The sequence below is a fragment of the Nonomuraea sp. NPDC049141 genome, from assembly GCF_040648415.1.
Classification (GTDB): Bacteria; Actinomycetota; Actinomycetes; order Streptosporangiales; family Streptosporangiaceae; genus Nonomuraea.
Genome location: NZ_JBEZDR010000024.1, coordinates 142,511 through 157,153, shown reverse-complemented (window position 1 = coordinate 157,153; position 14,643 = coordinate 142,511). Strand labels below are relative to the sequence as shown.

Below are 14,643 nucleotides of genomic sequence, written 5' to 3'. Positions count from 1 at the left end.
GGTTCACTCAGGCGTCGCGCCCGCGCATCACCCACGCTCCCGTGACGACCGCCGCGACGGCCCACGCGATGAGCACGAGGCCAAAGGCCATATCGCCGGCCATGAAGCGCTCCCCGGCAGGGCCGGGCGTGAAGTCCGCGACCGTGTTGAGGAACTCGGCGTTCAGCGACGAGGCGAACCCCTGCAGGCCGGTCGGGAGCACGTACAGCAGCGCGAACAGCACAGTGAGGGTCCCGGCCGATCTGCGGATCAGCGTGCCGAGTCCGAGGGCCAGCACGGCGATGAGCGCCATGTACGCCGCGATGGCGAGGATCCGCCCGGTCACCTGCCCGAGGTCGAATTCCCAGTATTTCCGCAGCAGCGGCGCGCTGGACGCCACACCGAGCGCGGCGATGAGCCCGCCGGCCGCGAGCGTCGCGGCGCCCACCACGGCTGTCTTGGCCAGCAGCAGCCGGGTCCGGGACGGCGTGCAGGCCAGCGTCACCACGATGCTGCGGGTGGCGTACTCGCCGGTCACCGCCAGCATGCCGAACGCCCCGAAAATGAGCTGCACCCATTCCACGGCCGCGAGGACCGAGGACACCGGCTCGACCGGTTGGCCCTGCCTGCGCAGGAAGCCCGCCGTGTCCTCCGCCTCCATCACCGCCACCAGCAGCATCGTCAGCAGGGCACCCCCGGCGAACCACCAGGTGGAGCGGATGGAGCGGAGTTTCAGCCACTCGGCGGCGGCCGCGGGCGTCAGGGCGGTCATGCTCGGGCTCCGAACTCGGTGCTGTCGGCGGTCAGCCGCATGTACGACTCTTCCAGCGAGGACTCGACGGGCCGCAGCTCGTACAGCGGCAGCCCCAGCTCGTACGCCCGCCGGCCGATCTGCTCGGTGGTCTGACCGGCGACGGTCAGCTCGTCCGGGCCGGTCCAGCGCGCGGCGGGCAGGACGTCGGCCAGGGGTCGCAGTCGCGGTCCGCGAACCCGCACCTCCGAGCCCGCGACCAGGCGCTCCATCGGCTCGTCGGCGATCAGCCGGCCCTTGCCGAGGACGATCAGCCGGTCGGCGGTGCGCTCCATCTCGCTCATCAGATGGGAGGAGACGAAAACCGTGCGGCCCTCGGCCGCGAGCGATCTGAGCAGGGTCCGGATCCACCGAACTCCGTCGGGGTCGAGGCCGTTGACGGGTTCGTCCAGCATCAGGACCTGAGGATCGCCGAGCAGCGCGCCCGCGATGCCGAGCCGCTGGCTCATGCCCAGCGAGTACGTCCCGGCGCGGCGGCGGCCCGCGTCGGCCATCCCGGTGAGGGCGAGGACCTGTTCGACCCTGGAGAGGGGCAGGCGCTGGCTCGCGGCCATGGCACGCAGATGGTCCCGGCCGCTGCGGGCGGGGTGAACGGCCTTGGCGTCCAGCAGGGCCCCGATCGTGCGCAGCGGACGGTCGAGCTCCGCGTAGCGGCGGCCGCCGATCAGGGCGGTGCCCGAGGTGGGGGAATCCAGACCCATGATCATGCGCATCGTGGTGGACTTCCCGGCGCCGTTGGGGCCGAGGAAGCCGGTGACCGTGCCGGGGGTGAGCTCCAGGGTGAGGCCGTCGACGGCGGTGATGTCGCCGTAGCGTTTGGTCAGTTCGGTCAGAGCGATCATCACTCGACCGTAGGAGTCCGGGGGTGAGCGCGGTCATGAACGATCGGCAACGGGCACCCCTGACTTTCGTCAGGTGTCGCGGCGCGCGGCACCGCATAGCCTCATCGCCATGAATCGGCTCCGGGACATGGTCGTGAAGGCGTTCCGGGACGGCGATCTGCTGTTGTGCCTGGCGATCACCTTGCCGATGTTCCTGGCGAACGAGTCGCCCGAGGTGGGGCAACCGCCCGGTCTCCCGCTGTCCTGGGTGAGGATCGCCGCCGTGCCGCTTCTGACGCTCGCCGTGGCCGTGGGCCGGCGGCGGCCGGTCGTGGCGGCGGGCGTGCCCGCGGCGCTGGCGCTGGCGGTGACGCCAGAGCTGTACACCGACAGCTTCATGATCAGCCAGTTGCTGCTGGCGTTCCTGCTGGGGCGGCGGACCGCCGGCATGCGTCCCGGACTGCTGTTCTTCGCCGGGGTCTGCCTGGCCGGGCTGGCGGCGGCCAACCTCACCCCCGGCGCCACGCTGTCGACCTGGCTGTCGCTGGTCACCACCGCGGTGGCGATCATCCTGCTGCCCTGGCTGGCCGGACGGTACGCCCGCCAGCACGACGAGCTCGTCCGCACCGGGTGGGAGCTCGCCGAGCGGCTGGAGCGGGAGCGGGACCTGATCGGCGAGCGGATGCGGTTGGTGGAGCGCTCCCGGATCGCCGGCGACATGCACGACTCGCTGGGACACGAGCTGAGCCTGGTCGCGCTGAGCGCCGCCGCGCTGCAGGTCCATCCGGGGCTGGACGAGCCCGCCCGCAAGGCCGCCGCCGAGTTGCGCGCGTCCGCCGCGAAGGCCACCGAGCGGCTGCACGAGATCATCGGGGTGCTGCGCGAGGACGGCGAGACCGCGCCCGTGCTGCCCTCAGGCGACACCGTGGCCGCGCTGGTCAATCGGGCCGCCGCCGCGGGGATGGCGGTCCGGCTGTACGACGAGGTGGGGCGGCTGACGCCGATGGCCGACCGGGCGGCCTACCGGGTGGTGCAGGAGTCCCTCACCAACGCCGCCAAGCACGCGCCGGGCGCCGCGGTCACCGTACGGCTGGACTCGGATCCCGCGGCCGGGAAGGCGGTGGTCAGCGTAGTCAACACGGCGCCCCCGGCCGGGGCGGAATTCGACGCGGGGGCCCGGCCGGACCAGCGGCCCAGCCGGAGGCCGCCCGAGGCGGGATCCGGCGGTTACGGGCTGGTGAGCCTGGACGAACGGGTCCGGCTGGCCGGAGGCACGCTGCGGGCGCGGCCCGCCGACGGCGGCTTCGCCGTCACCGCGCGACTGCCGCTCACCGCGGAGGCCACGCTTACCGCCGGGGCTGCGGCGCTCACCACGGAGACCGCCGCGCTCACCACGGGAACCGCGGAAATCGCGGCCACCCCGCCCGACTCCCGGCGGGAGCTCGCGCTCGCCCGCCGCAAGATACGGCGCAGCGTGATCGACGCGATCTGGATGCCGGTCGCGGCGGCCGCCGCCCTGCTGCCTCTGACCTCCGGCTACGACCTCTACACCGCGCACCGCTCGGTGCTGGACGCCGGGGTGTACGGCGAACTGCGCGTCGGTCAGAGCCTGGCGTCGCTGGAGTCACGGCTGCCGGCCTACCAGGTGGACGACGGCGGGCGGCCGAGAGGCGCACCCGCGGATCCCCAGGGCACCGACGAGTGCCGCTTCTACCGGATCAGTGCGAACTCACTGTCGCCGGCGTACCGGCTGTGTTTCACCGGCGGACGGCTGTCACACAAGGACGAGGTGCCGACCGTACGACGCTGACCAGCACGACCTTGTCGAGCCCACCCAACAGGAGGAGACCGGAGTGGGACGCGGGACCGGGAACGGGCGGGTGGCGACAACCGGGGCAGGTGGGCGGGCTAGCATGATCACGAACTGAGTGGACAATTGCGACATGGGGTGGAGCCGGGATGATGGCGGGGCGGGCGATTGACTGAGACGGCGCGGCGTAATAGAACACGTTTCAATAAGGTGCTTAACCAAGCGCTTGATCAGCCCATAGGCCCGAGGTGACTTCGAGTGCATATCAACCTTGTTGACCAGGACCACTACGCGACCTCCGGCCCACCACACGAGCAGCTACGCTGGCTGCGCGCCAATGAGCCCGTATACCGGCACGTGGACGAGCCCGACTTCTGGGCCGTCACCCGGTATGAGGACGTCGTCCATGTGTCCCGGCACTCGGACCTGTTCTCCTCGTCGAGGAAGCTGGCGCTCTTCAACGAGGTCACCGAGGAGCAGCGGGCGCTGCAGCGGCTGATGATGCTCAACCAGGACCCGCCGGAGCACACGCGGCGCCGGTCGCTGGTCAACCGGGGCTTCACACCGCGCACCATTGGAGCGCTCGAACAGCACATCCGCGACATCTGCGACGACCTTCTCGACAAGTGCTCGGGCGAGGCCGACTTCGTCACCGAAGTGGCGGCCCCGTTGCCGCTCTACGTGATCTGCGAACTGCTCGGCGCCCCGGTCACCGACCGGGACAAGATCTTCAACTGGTCGAACCGCATGATCGGCGCGCAGGACCCCGACTACGCCTCCTCCCCGGACGAGGGCGGCGCGGCGGCCATGGAGGTGTACGCGTACGCCAACCAACTGGCCGCCCAGCGCAGGGCGAACCCGCGCGACGACATCGTCACCAAGCTCATCCAGCCCGACGAGAAGAGCGGCGAGACGCTCGGGGAGGATGAGTTCGACCTGTTCGTCCTCTTGCTGGTGGTCGCCGGGAACGAGACCACCCGCAACGCGGCCTCCGGCGGGATGCTCGCGCTCTTCGAGCATCCCGAGCAGTGGCAGCGGCTCGTGGCGGACCCGGGACTGGCGGGGACGGCGTCCGACGAGATCGTCCGGTGGGTGTCGCCGGTGAACCTGTTCCGGCGTACGGCCACGGCGGACACGGTGCTGGGCGGGCAGCAGATCGGCGAGGGCGACAAGGTCGTGGTCTTCTACTCGTCGGCGAACCGGGACACCTCCGTCTTCCCCGACGCCGAGGTGTTCGACATCGGCCGCGACCCGAACCCGCACATCGGGTTCGGGGGTGGCGGGGCGCACTTCTGCCTGGGCAATCACCTGGCGAAGCTGGAGCTGCGGATCCTGTTCGAGCAGCTGGCCCGGCGGTATCCACGGCTGCGGCAGACGGGTGAGGCGCGACGGTTGCGGTCGAACTTCATCAACGGCATCAAGGAGCTGCCGGTCGTCATGGGGTGATGGCCAGCCAGACGTTTGGTCGGCTGGTCATCATGGGTGATCGCGAGCCAGCCGGCCCGTAGACGCTGCCCCATACTTCATCTGGCGTGACCGAAGAGCAGGTCCCTCCACATGTCATGTGCCACGTGGAGGGACCAGCGATCACTCTCATGAATGACGGTCCTCTCGTTCCGGAAAGCTGTCCGGCGAATGAACCGCAACCGCCGACCACGATCAGCTCGTAAAAGACCTCTGTGCAGTCGCAGGTCCACTTCACAACCCGACCGTCCGGCTCGCCCTGGCGTGGAGGGTGCCACGTCAGTTGGTCGTAGTGAGACTGCACGGCTGACACGTGCAGCGCCGAGCACTGAGGGGGAAACCGCCAGTGACCGAGCACCCAGCTCACCTCGTCACCACACCTTCTGTGGCGACCCCCGCAGCCACGCCTTCCCCAGCGCATCCAGGCACCGCCTGACCCGTGAACGTCTCTGCCCAGACCGCGCGCTGCCCCGCACCCAGCAACCGCACGCCCCACTTGAGCGAGACCTGCTCGACCAGCCACAGACCACGCCCGTGACAGTCGTCATCGCCGGACTCGCTCGATCGAGGAACCGTGTCCGCCCCGTCATCGGTCACCTCAACGCGAACGATCTCGGCATCAACCGCGATGACCTCCACCGTGATCACCCCGCCATACAGTCCGGAAGCGGTATGAATCAGCGCATTGGTGACCAACTCGCTGACGATCAATCGCGCATTCTCCACGTCTCGGTACCCTGCCGACGAAAGCATCTCCCCGACGCAGCGACGAGCCACCGCCACCGAATACGCCACCCCCGGCAACACGACCTCACCAAGAAACCGCTCCTCCACCGCGCCACCTCCCAGACCCGCGTAGCCGCGTCCACGTCGTACGCATCCACCCACCGACCCCGACCATGAACCCACGTGGAAATCCACTGCTCACCCCGCAAAGCGGCCCTCACGTACAGCGGACCCCGCGCCCTGCGTATGGTGATGAACGGCTCAACCCTCGACGGATACTCCACCGCCAGCGACAGCCCGAATTGCGACAGATCCCACGACAATCGCGCTAAGTGAATGAATCACTCCTATCCGTAGTCGAATTTGCGCATGCGGAACCTCCCTTGCGGGGGCGTCTTTAGGGCACGGCTGACGTTCGATTTCGCGCCGATCGAACCATGGCGAGGATGCGATGGTGCGACGATGGCCAGTGTCTATCGACAGGCTGCAGATTGGCAAGTGCCAGATAGCAGTTGCTAACTTGGTTGCTTGCTTGCCTGAGAGTGGAAGACTGGAAAGGTGATCCCGATGGCGCGCCCAGCACCCAGTCCGACCGTGCGGCGACGTCAGCTTGCGGCCGAGCTGCGTCGCCTACGCGAAGATCGCAATCTAGGTCTCGAACAGGTCGCCGAGCAGCTCGATTGGCACCCAACCAAGCTCAGCCGGTTCGAGACTGCTCGTCGGGCGATCCAGCCCAGCGACGCCCGAGCGCTGTTGGGCATCTATGAAGTCGACCCTGCCGAGCGGGACGCGCTGCTCGCGTTGGCGCGTGAGGCTCGTCAGCGTGGCTGGTGGCACGCCTACGGACCGGCAGTCCCTGAGTGGTTCGAGGTCTACGTGGGTTTGGAATCGGCAGCATCCGCGTTGCAGATCTATGAGAGCGAGTTCGTGCCGGGCCTGCTACAGACCGAGGATTACATCCGAGCGGTGCATCGAGCCTCTCTGCCCGACGTGCCGAGCGAGGACATCGAGCAGAGAGTTGCTGTCCGGCTGACGAGGCAGAAGCTTCTAACTGGCGAAAGTGCCCCGAATGTGTCCATGGTGATGAATGAAGCGGTGATTCGCCGTGTTGTCGGCGGCTCCGAGGTGATGTACGCCCAGCTTCAGCGGTTGCTTGATGTGGCAGACCTGCAGAACGTGACGCTGCAGGTACTGCCCTTCGCGGTCGGCGCGCATCCTGCTATGGACGGGGCGTTCCATATCCTGTCCTTCGAATCCGCAGACCCGCGCGTGGTGTACATCGAATACCGCACCGGTACCCTCTATTTGGAGAAACAGCACGAAGTAGATCGGTATACGGTGATGTTTGACCACCTGCGCGAATCGGCGCTGCCCGCTGATCAATCATCGGCACTCATTCGGCAGGTAGCGCGCGATCTCCGGGCGTAGCAGACCAACCACAGAGAAGGGGGTGCGGGATGTCGAAAGATGACCTGTCCCGTGCCGTTTGGCGAAAGTCTTCCAAGAGCAACGGTCAGGGTGGTGCCTGCGTGGAGGTTGCCAGCAACCTGCCTGGCATCGTGGCCGTCCGTGACAGCAAGAACCCTGACGCCCCCGCGTTGGTGTTCACCCACGTTGAGTGGGAAGCGTTCCTCGATGGCGTGAGCAAGAAAGAGTTCGACTTGCCATAGGCGCTTTGACTAGGCCGTTTCTATGTTGAAGTGGCCATATCAAAGAGTGCCCGGTCGCCTTCCTGGCGACCCGGGCACTCTTATGTGGCCCTCAACTTTGAGCGGCGTTCGATCGAGCCTCCGGCGGGAACTCCGCTCCAGAATGATCTCCCGGAGCAACTCCGAGAGGCTGCCGCCAGCCCTGCGGAGACGCAGGACACTTTGGCCAACATACTTGCAGATCAAAAGTGAAAGCAGGTACTGAGATGACTGGTGAAGCCATTGATTTGTCTGGTGTTGAATGGCGCAAGAGCAGCCTTAGCGCCCCAAACGGCCAGTGTGTAGAGGTCGCCTTCATCGGCCAGCGCGTAGCCGTGCGAGACAGCAAGCACCCTAATGGAGCGGCATTGATCTTCACATCCGACGAGTGGCGAGCCTTCACCGGCGGCGTTCACTTGCAGGAGTTCGAGCTTCCCTCAGACTGAGCAGCCGGACATGCCTTAGAGCCCTCACTACTCCCAGATAAGGGCTCTACTGGTACAACATGGTGGAATTCGTAGGCGCTCAGCTCGTCGCCTGCGAACCCGATCCGCTTGATCGTCTCGCCATCAAGCGTGTCACTGTCGAATGCGGTCGAACTTCATCAACGGCATCAAGGAGCTACCGGTCGTCATGGGGTGATCGCCAATCAGACGTTCGACCGGCTGGTCCTCACGGGGTGATCGCGAGCCAGCCGGCTTGTAGACGCGGGCTCGCACCGCGTCTGCTCTGCGGGGCGTTCCTGTCACAACTTGCCGGGCTGTCCTGTCTAGACGGATGTAACCCCACCAACAACGGCAAGGAGTACATCGTGGATGCCCGCTTGAACCTCTTCGGCAACCCGATCGCAGGCAAGGTCATGAAGCACATCGTCTCGGCGGACAGGGTGATCGTGGACTCGACGCTGCCGGCCGCGACGCGGGAACTGGTGAAGCTCCGCGCCAGTCAGATCAACGGCTGCGGCTTCTGCACCGACATGCACACCAAGGACGCCACGCACGCCGGGGAGACCTCGGTACGCCTCAACCTGGTCGCGGCCTGGCGGGAGGCCAAGGTCTTCACCGACGCCGAACGCGCCGCCCTGGAGCTGACGGAACAGGGCACCCGCATCGCCGACGCGGCCGGTGGCGTCACAGACGAGGCCTGGGCGAACGCCGCAAAGCACTACGACGAGGACCAGCTCGCCGCCCTGGTGGGCCTCATCGCGCTCATCAACGCCTTCAACCGGCTGAACGTCATCACCCAGCAGCCCGCCGGCGACTACCAGCCCGGCCAGTTCGGATAACAAGCAGAAACCGGCCGCCCGATGCATGCCTTCCTCCACACGATGGCAGTATCGGTCGGCTGCGTCCTGGCCCTCGCTCCGGCCCTGCTGCCCTCCGCGCGCCCTGCCAGGAGGTGGCCGCACGTTGTCATGGCGCTCGGCATGGCAACCGGCCACTTGGGCGGCATGTTCCTCTCTGTCACGGTGCTCGCGTTGCTGACCGCCGCCTGGCTCTGCGGCTCCCCGTCCCGGCGCGCGGAGACCGGTCATCACATCCAGGACTTCGTGGTCATGTCCCTCCTCCTGGTGCTCACAGCGTTCAGGGGGCCTACCCTCGCCGTCGCTCCGTCCGGGCACGCGCATGGAGGCGGGTCTCTGACCACGGTGGCCCTGGTCATCGGGCTGGCCTGGACCTGCGCGCGGCTCATCCGCGTCCTGACCGAGCGGGGCGCGGACCGAAGGTCACTCAACCAGAACGCGTGCTCAGCCGGAATGGCGGCCAGCATGGCCTTCATGGCCCTGCTGGCCCTCTGATGCCGGTGGAAATTGCGTTTGACCAAGGTCACGTCTGATCAGGATCATGTCCCGGCATGAGGCTTAGGTGGGCGGTTGTGGCGTTGACGACAGCGCTGGCGACCAGCGGAGCGGCTGCGGCCGCGGCAGATGTCCCTGCGGGGATGAAAACGCTGGGTGGGACAGTTGCGAACGGCGTCGACGATGTGATGGAGCAAGGGGACTCGCCGCTGCCTCCGCCCAAGGGGCCGTGGCCGAAGTCCGGGACCCTCTCGGTGTTTCTGTGCTCGAAGCACATCGCGACGCCGAACTGCCACGGCAAGGCGACGACGGCGGAGCAGAAAAGGAGACTCGAGAAGCTCCTCAAGCGGCTGCCTGGAGTTTCCGGGGTGCGGTTCATGGACCAGGACGAGTCCTACCGGAAGTTCCGCGAAGACTTCAGTGACAACAAGGCCCTGATCGCAGCCAGCCGCAAAAGCGACATGCCCGAATACTTCGATGCCAAGGTCAAGGTCGTGAACGCCAAGCAGGCCAACAAGCTGGCGAAACTGCCCGGGGTCGCCTCGGTCTATGAGTGGCGAACGGACTTCTGGCTCGGCAAGGCCCACGCCCAGGTCCGTCTCTGTGCTCCTCGGAATGACCAAGGGGCCTGCCAGGGCCGAGGTCAGACCACAGACCTTGAGCGTGACGCCATCTTCGAGGCGCTGCGAAACGTCGAAGGCGTAAAGAAGATCTACTTGGAGCCGCGAGCGCACGCGGTCAGTAACTGGCGGAATATCTTCGTCGGCAGCACCTCCAACTCGAAGGCCATCGCGTCAGTCACCGGTGAGAGCTTCCACCTGGTACTGGCCAACCCGTCCAACCTCACCCCGATCACCGCCGCGCTCAAAGGGCTTCCCGGGGTGGAGGAGGTCGCGCGACATCGCTGATGTCGCTTTTAGGGCGTTGTCACACATTGGGGCGCTGTCTTGTCTGAGCTGGTGAACGGCCGGATCGAGCCGGCCACTGACCCGCGAGGGGAAGCCTCATGAAAACCGATCACACTCACCACCTCGACAACCCCGACAAGAGCGGCCCGCCGCCGAAGCTCGACGTGGTCGGCACCGTACCGGGGGCACCGCCCGCGCCGGAGGGAGCGGAGGCGATGACGATCCTGGTCACGCTGCCCCCGAACAGCCCCGGTGCGCCGCCTCACCGCCACTCCGGGCCCGCGTACGGGTACGTGATCAAGGGGGCCGTCAACTTCGAGCTCGAGGGCGATCCCGTGCGGGTTGTCCGGCCCGGGGAGACGTTCTGGGAGCCCGGTGGGGACGTGATCCACTACCAGGACGGCAACCACCTCGCCGACGAGGAGTCACAGTTCGTGGTGACGATGTTCTGCGCACCGGGGCAGCCGATGCTGATCCCGGTCAGCCCGGAGGAACTGGAAGCTCGGCGAGACCGCCGCGCACCGCGGTCATGACCAAGGTCCCGCTGACCGCGCTCGTCCGCGATCACCTCACGCTTGCCCGTGAGGCGAACAGTGGCCGCAGTGCCACCACCATCCACGGTGGACACGATCGTTCGTTGCGGCAGACCGTGATGGCGTTGCGGCAGGGCGAGCACATCCACGAGCACGAGCATCCTGGCGAGGTCACGGTGCAGGTGCTGCACGGGCAGGTGCGGCTTGTCGCCGGGCCTGACTCGTGGGACGGGCTGCCGGGCGATCTGCTGGTCATGCCCGAACGCAGTCACCGCGTGGAGGCCGTGCAGGACAGCGCGTTCCTGTTCACCACCGCACGCTGAAAGCCGAAGAAGGGCGGGAACCGGGTACGGTTCCCGCCTTCAGCGTTGCCGGCGGCGGCGAGCGGCTCTGATGCGGGCGAGGATGCGGACCGTCTGGCGGGCGCCTGGTTGCCAGCCCTGCTGGATGAGGGTGTCCGCCACCTGATGGAGGAGGTCGGCGGTCTGGCCGGGGAAGACGTCTCGGCGGACGGCGATGATCCGCCAGCCGAGACCGCGTAGCTCCGCGCGGCGTCGCTCGTCGTGGAGTTGGTCCGCGGACGACGTGTGGTGCTGCTGACCGTCGTATTCGGCCGCCACCTGGAAGTCCGGCCAGCCGAGGTCGAGGTAGGCGAAACGGTCGTCGGCCAGCGAGACGCGGATCTGGGTGCTGGGCCTGGGGAGGCCGCCGTCCACGAGGATGACGCGTAGCCAGCTCTCCCGGGGCGACCCGGCGCCCCGGTCGGCGAGGCTGAGCGTGTCACGTTGGTGCCATGAAGTGGAGAGGTGCCAGAGGGCCTCCAGGTCCACGCCGCGACGGAGGAACTGGTCCAGGGCGGCCACGGCCTCCATGCGGGGAAGCCAGCGGACGCAGTCGAGGGCCGTGCGCTCCTGGGTGGTGAGCCGGACGCCCTTGTGCTCCGTGATGTCGTCGGCGGGCAGGGTGGTCACGTGGGTGACACAGCCGGGGATCGCCAGGTGGCCGGGGGCAATGAGCTCGACCGGCCAGCCGTCTTGGGTGGCGTCGAGGCTCAGCACGTGCAGGCCCCAGACGTGGGCGGCCGTCCGACGGCACGCGACCGCCTGGGGGACCGACTGTGTGACGCGCCGGGCCCGCTCCGCCAGAGAGGAACGGGACGAAGGGGATGGCTCCGGGAGGGGTTCGTTCACGCCGTCCAGGATCAGGGAAAGACGGGGCGGCGTTGGGCGCCGAACCGCGTTCTGTGGACAGCCACAGCGGCTACGACGCGGACGCCCGCAACGCCGGAAGGACGTCAGTGGCCAGCCGTTCCAGCTGCCCGCGGAAGTCCGCCCCCACAGGCATGAGGTTCAACGAGGTGAACCCCAGCCCGACCAACCCCCTCAACCCCTCCACCACCTCCTCGGACGAGCCCGCCACCGTCGAAGGCTCGTCCGAGGTCCCGCCCACCAAAACCGGCACGTTGTACACGCACTCCACCTCCCGCCCCACTCGACCCGCAGCCGCCAGCATCCGCGCACGCATCTCCATCGCCACCTCAGGCGGCGCGAACCCCAGCGACGGGATCCACCCGTCCGCCAGCTCCCCCGTGGCCGCCAGCGCCCGGTTGCCGTAGGTGCCCAGCCAGATGGGGATCGGACTGGCCGGCTTGGGCTCCAGCGCGGCGTCGAGCGTGTGATAGCGGTCGCCCTGATAGCTGAACGACGGTGACGACCACAGCCCTCGGATGATGTGAATCGCTTCCACCATGCCGTCGACCTTCTCCCGCGGCGTCGGCACCCCCAGCCCGAAGGCCCGGAACTCCTCGTCCGAATAACCACCGCCGAGCCCCAGGATCAACCGCCCCCCGGAGAGCCGGTGCAGTGACTCCGCCATCTTGGCCACCATCGCGGGCGGCCGGTACGGCACCCCGAGGACCCGCGTGGCGACGCGGATCCGCGAGGTGGCGGCGGCGATCCAGGTGAGCAGCGTCCAGATCTCGTACGTCGGCGACGTGCCGCACGGGTGGTCGGACGTCGACACGAAGTCGAACCCCAGCTCCTCGGCCAACCGCGCGTCCCCGACCGGATCGGCGCCCGGAGCCGCCGAAGCCGAGATACCCACACCGAACATGCGCGCCCGCCTCCCAGATTTGGTTTACATGGAACCTAGAACCAAAGTTGGTTACACGTCAACTAATCTGAGCGCCATGGGTGACCCGCGCTGGTTGGATGACGCCGAGTTCCGGGCCTGGCTCGGCTACCGCCGGATGCGGCTGCTCCTGGACGCCCAGGTGAGCCGTGATCTGCTGCGGGATTCGGGGCTGTCAGCCCCCGACTACGACGTGCTGTCGAACCTGTCGTCGACCGAGGGGCACCGGTGGCGGCTCACCAAGCTGGCCGAGCGGATGCTGTGGTCGAAGAGCCGGCTGTCGCGGCACATCTCACGGATGGAACAACGCGGCCTGGTGACCCGCGAGGAGTGCGAGACGGACGGCCGCGGCGCCGTGATCGTGCTGACCGAGGAGGGGCTGCGGGCCATCGAGGCGGCGGCCCCCGATCATGTGGAGTCGGTGCGCCGCCACTTCATCAGCCTGCTGACTCCGGAGCAGATCGACGTCATGGGGGCCGTCGCGGAGACCGTGCTGACCCACCTGGCGGAGGAGAACGACTAGGACACCCAGATGGGGCTCCAGTTGGCCACCTCGTGGAAGCGGCGCAGTTCGGAGACACCGGACACGGTTCCGAGCCAGGCCGCGTACGGCGGGCGGTCGAATCCGCTCTGCACCATCGTCAACCGCGTCTTGCCGCCGGACTCCGCCAGCTCCCAGGTGCTCACCCCGACGCCGCCCCAGTCAACGGACAGCCGGCGCCCCGGCTCCAGCTCGACGATCTTCGCAGGGTTGGGGTTGTCCGCCAGCCCGCCCATGGCGAAGCGGCCGCCGACGTGCGGCTCGATCTCGATCGGGAACCCGAACCAGCGGGTCACCGACTCCGAGTCGATCAGCGAGTCGAAGACCTTCTCCGCGGAAGCGGCGATCAGCACTTCCGCCCGCAGGTCGGAGGAGGTGAAGTCGGGCTTCGGGGTGAGCGGGCGGCCCTCGAAGTGCTCGGCCAGGTTCGCCAGCATGAGGCACCAGTACGTCTGGATCACCCCGCGGATCGTCGTCTCGGCGAGCGCCTCCTGGAAGTCGAAGTGGGTCTGCGAGACGGACACGATGGTCGTCTCGGGGCTCTCCTCCTCCAAGCCGAACTCGACCGTGGTGTCCGCGCCGTCCAGTAGCCAGGAGAACCGCACCGTGTGGTCGTCGACGTGCAGGAGCCGCTGGTGCGGCGCGTCGCCCTCGGGGGTGTACCGGCCCCAGAACGCGTAGCGGTCCGGCAGGTCCACCTCGGCGTGCTCGGCCAGCCAGAGTCGCATCGTCGCGGCGTCGGTCAGCGCGTGGTGCACCTCCTTCACCGGTGCCTGGACACGGGCGCGGACAGTCATGGGCTCACTCATGTTCGTCTCCCTTGGGGTAGCAGGCGACGGCGAGCTTGAAGGCGTCACCTTCCGCTCCGCCGTACCTCGTGAACAGGTCTTGCAGCATCCCCTGCAGCTCGTTCAGGAACTCCTGACGGTCCTCGGGGCGCACGTGGATCTCCCCCGACAGCCCGATCGACGGCAGCTCCGTCGCGGTCCTGTCGAGTCCCGCGATGTCCGCCTGCACCTCTTCCATCAGGTCCAGCAGGTAACCCAGGCTCAGCTCGTCCTGCGTCCTGCGCAGACCGATCCGGCCGACCAGGCGGGGTGACAGCCAGTACGAACGCGCGCCCGCCTGGTAGATGCCCTCGTGGACACCGCGCACCTTCCGCTCCGACACCAGGTCGACCAGGCCCGCGTCCACCAGCCGTTTGACGTGGTAGTAGACGCGCTGTGGCGTCTGACCGAGCCGGGCCGCGACCTCTGTGCAGGTGCGCGGCTCGGCCAGTTGCCGCAGCACCTCGACGCGCTGCGGCTTGAGCAGCGCCTCGGCCTGCTCGATCTGTTCCAGGTACAGGACATCTCTCATCGCAAAAACCATCCTTTACATAAAATAGTATTTTGTCAATAGGGCATGCTCGAAGGAGCACCGCGCATCGGGGTC

Annotated in this window: 18 protein-coding genes; 11 read left to right on the top strand and 7 right to left on the bottom strand. The window is 67.6% G+C overall.

Going from position 1 to position 14,643, the window contains the following annotated elements; genetic code table 11:
• Positions 1-7 precede the first annotated feature (7 nt).
• A complete protein-coding gene (locus tag AB0B91_RS50005) occupies positions 8-751 on the bottom strand; it encodes a hypothetical protein (protein ID WP_358337041.1) in 744 nt (247 codons plus the stop codon).
• Complete coding sequence (locus AB0B91_RS50000; protein ID WP_358337038.1) at positions 748-1,632, bottom strand: ATP-binding cassette domain-containing protein; 885 nt, start codon at positions 1,630-1,632, stop codon at positions 748-750. Before AB0B91_RS50000 ends, AB0B91_RS50005 begins: the two co-directional genes overlap by 4 nt.
• A 109-nt stretch (positions 1,633-1,741) precedes the next feature.
• Between AB0B91_RS50000 and AB0B91_RS49995 the strand changes: the two genes are divergently transcribed.
• Both AB0B91_RS49995 and AB0B91_RS49990 read left to right on the top strand, forming a co-directional pair.
• A complete protein-coding gene (locus tag AB0B91_RS49995; RefSeq protein WP_358337035.1) occupies positions 1,742-3,421 on the top strand; it encodes a histidine kinase in 1,680 nt (559 codons plus the stop codon).
• A 258-nt stretch (positions 3,422-3,679) separates the two neighbouring features.
• A complete protein-coding gene (locus tag AB0B91_RS49990; protein WP_358337032.1) occupies positions 3,680-4,867 on the top strand; it encodes a cytochrome P450 in 1,188 nt (395 codons plus the stop codon).
• Between the two features lie 381 nt (positions 4,868-5,248).
• On the opposite strand, the gene AB0B91_RS49985 is transcribed toward AB0B91_RS49990, so the two are convergent.
• On the bottom strand, positions 5,249-5,719 hold the full coding sequence (locus tag AB0B91_RS49985) for an ATP-binding protein (protein WP_358337029.1): 471 nt from the start codon (positions 5,717-5,719) through the stop codon (positions 5,249-5,251).
• Positions 5,720-6,178: 459 nt separating this feature from the next.
• On the opposite strand from AB0B91_RS49985, the gene AB0B91_RS49980 reads away from it, so the two are divergent.
• The 8 genes from AB0B91_RS49980 (at position 6,179) to AB0B91_RS49945 (ending at position 10,861) form a co-directional block, all read left to right on the top strand.
• Positions 6,179-7,039: a helix-turn-helix transcriptional regulator gene (locus tag AB0B91_RS49980; protein ID WP_358337026.1), complete on the top strand. Its 861-nt coding sequence runs from the start codon at positions 6,179-6,181 to the stop codon at positions 7,037-7,039.
• Between the two features lie 29 nt (positions 7,040-7,068).
• Positions 7,069-7,281 (top strand): DUF397 domain-containing protein, encoded by a 213-nt coding sequence (locus tag AB0B91_RS49975; RefSeq protein WP_358337023.1) that lies wholly within the window; start codon positions 7,069-7,071, stop codon positions 7,279-7,281.
• 245 nt (positions 7,282-7,526) lie between these two features.
• Positions 7,527-7,745, top strand: a complete 219-nt coding sequence (locus AB0B91_RS49970) for a DUF397 domain-containing protein (RefSeq protein WP_358337020.1) — start codon at positions 7,527-7,529, stop codon at positions 7,743-7,745.
• A 365-nt stretch (positions 7,746-8,110) separates the two neighbouring features.
• Complete coding sequence (locus AB0B91_RS49965) at positions 8,111-8,584, top strand: carboxymuconolactone decarboxylase family protein (protein ID WP_358337017.1); 474 nt, start codon at positions 8,111-8,113, stop codon at positions 8,582-8,584.
• A gap of 42 nt (positions 8,585-8,626) precedes the next feature.
• A complete protein-coding gene (locus AB0B91_RS49960; RefSeq protein WP_358337014.1) occupies positions 8,627-9,097 on the top strand; it encodes a hypothetical protein in 471 nt (156 codons plus the stop codon).
• Positions 9,098-9,174: 77 nt separating this feature from the next.
• Positions 9,175-10,005 (top strand): permease-like cell division protein FtsX, encoded by an 831-nt coding sequence (locus AB0B91_RS49955; protein WP_358337011.1) that lies wholly within the window; start codon positions 9,175-9,177, stop codon positions 10,003-10,005.
• Positions 10,006-10,103: 98 nt separating this feature from the next.
• The gene (locus AB0B91_RS49950; protein ID WP_219533765.1) at positions 10,104-10,538 is read left to right on the top strand and encodes a cupin domain-containing protein; all 435 of its coding nucleotides are present in this window, start codon (positions 10,104-10,106) and stop codon (positions 10,536-10,538) included.
• Positions 10,535-10,861: a LuxR family transcriptional regulator gene (locus AB0B91_RS49945; RefSeq protein ID WP_358337007.1), complete on the top strand. Its 327-nt coding sequence runs from the start codon at positions 10,535-10,537 to the stop codon at positions 10,859-10,861. Before AB0B91_RS49950 ends, AB0B91_RS49945 begins: the two co-directional genes overlap by 4 nt.
• Positions 10,862-10,900: 39 nt before the next feature.
• On the opposite strand, the gene AB0B91_RS49940 is transcribed toward AB0B91_RS49945, so the two are convergent.
• Both AB0B91_RS49940 and AB0B91_RS49935 read right to left on the bottom strand, forming a co-directional pair.
• A complete protein-coding gene (locus AB0B91_RS49940; RefSeq protein ID WP_358337004.1) occupies positions 10,901-11,728 on the bottom strand; it encodes a hypothetical protein in 828 nt (275 codons plus the stop codon).
• Between the two features lie 70 nt (positions 11,729-11,798).
• Positions 11,799-12,650 carry an LLM class flavin-dependent oxidoreductase gene (locus tag AB0B91_RS49935; protein WP_358337001.1) on the bottom strand — a complete coding sequence of 284 codons (852 nt, stop codon included), beginning with the start codon at positions 12,648-12,650 and terminating at the stop codon, positions 11,799-11,801.
• Between the two features lie 76 nt (positions 12,651-12,726).
• Here AB0B91_RS49935 and AB0B91_RS49930 point away from each other — a divergent pair, with 76 nt between their 5' ends.
• Positions 12,727-13,191 (top strand): MarR family transcriptional regulator, encoded by a 465-nt coding sequence (locus AB0B91_RS49930; RefSeq protein WP_358336997.1) that lies wholly within the window; start codon positions 12,727-12,729, stop codon positions 13,189-13,191.
• On the opposite strand, the gene AB0B91_RS49925 is transcribed toward AB0B91_RS49930, so the two are convergent.
• On the bottom strand, positions 13,188-14,018 hold the full coding sequence (locus tag AB0B91_RS49925) for an SRPBCC family protein (protein WP_358336994.1): 831 nt from the start codon (positions 14,016-14,018) through the stop codon (positions 13,188-13,190). The two genes, AB0B91_RS49930 and AB0B91_RS49925, sit on opposite strands and share 4 nt — an antisense overlap.
• Positions 14,011-14,568, bottom strand: a complete 558-nt coding sequence (locus tag AB0B91_RS49920) for a helix-turn-helix domain-containing protein (RefSeq protein ID WP_358336991.1) — start codon at positions 14,566-14,568, stop codon at positions 14,011-14,013. Before AB0B91_RS49920 ends, AB0B91_RS49925 begins: the two co-directional genes overlap by 8 nt.
• Positions 14,569-14,643: the final 75 nt, after the last annotated feature.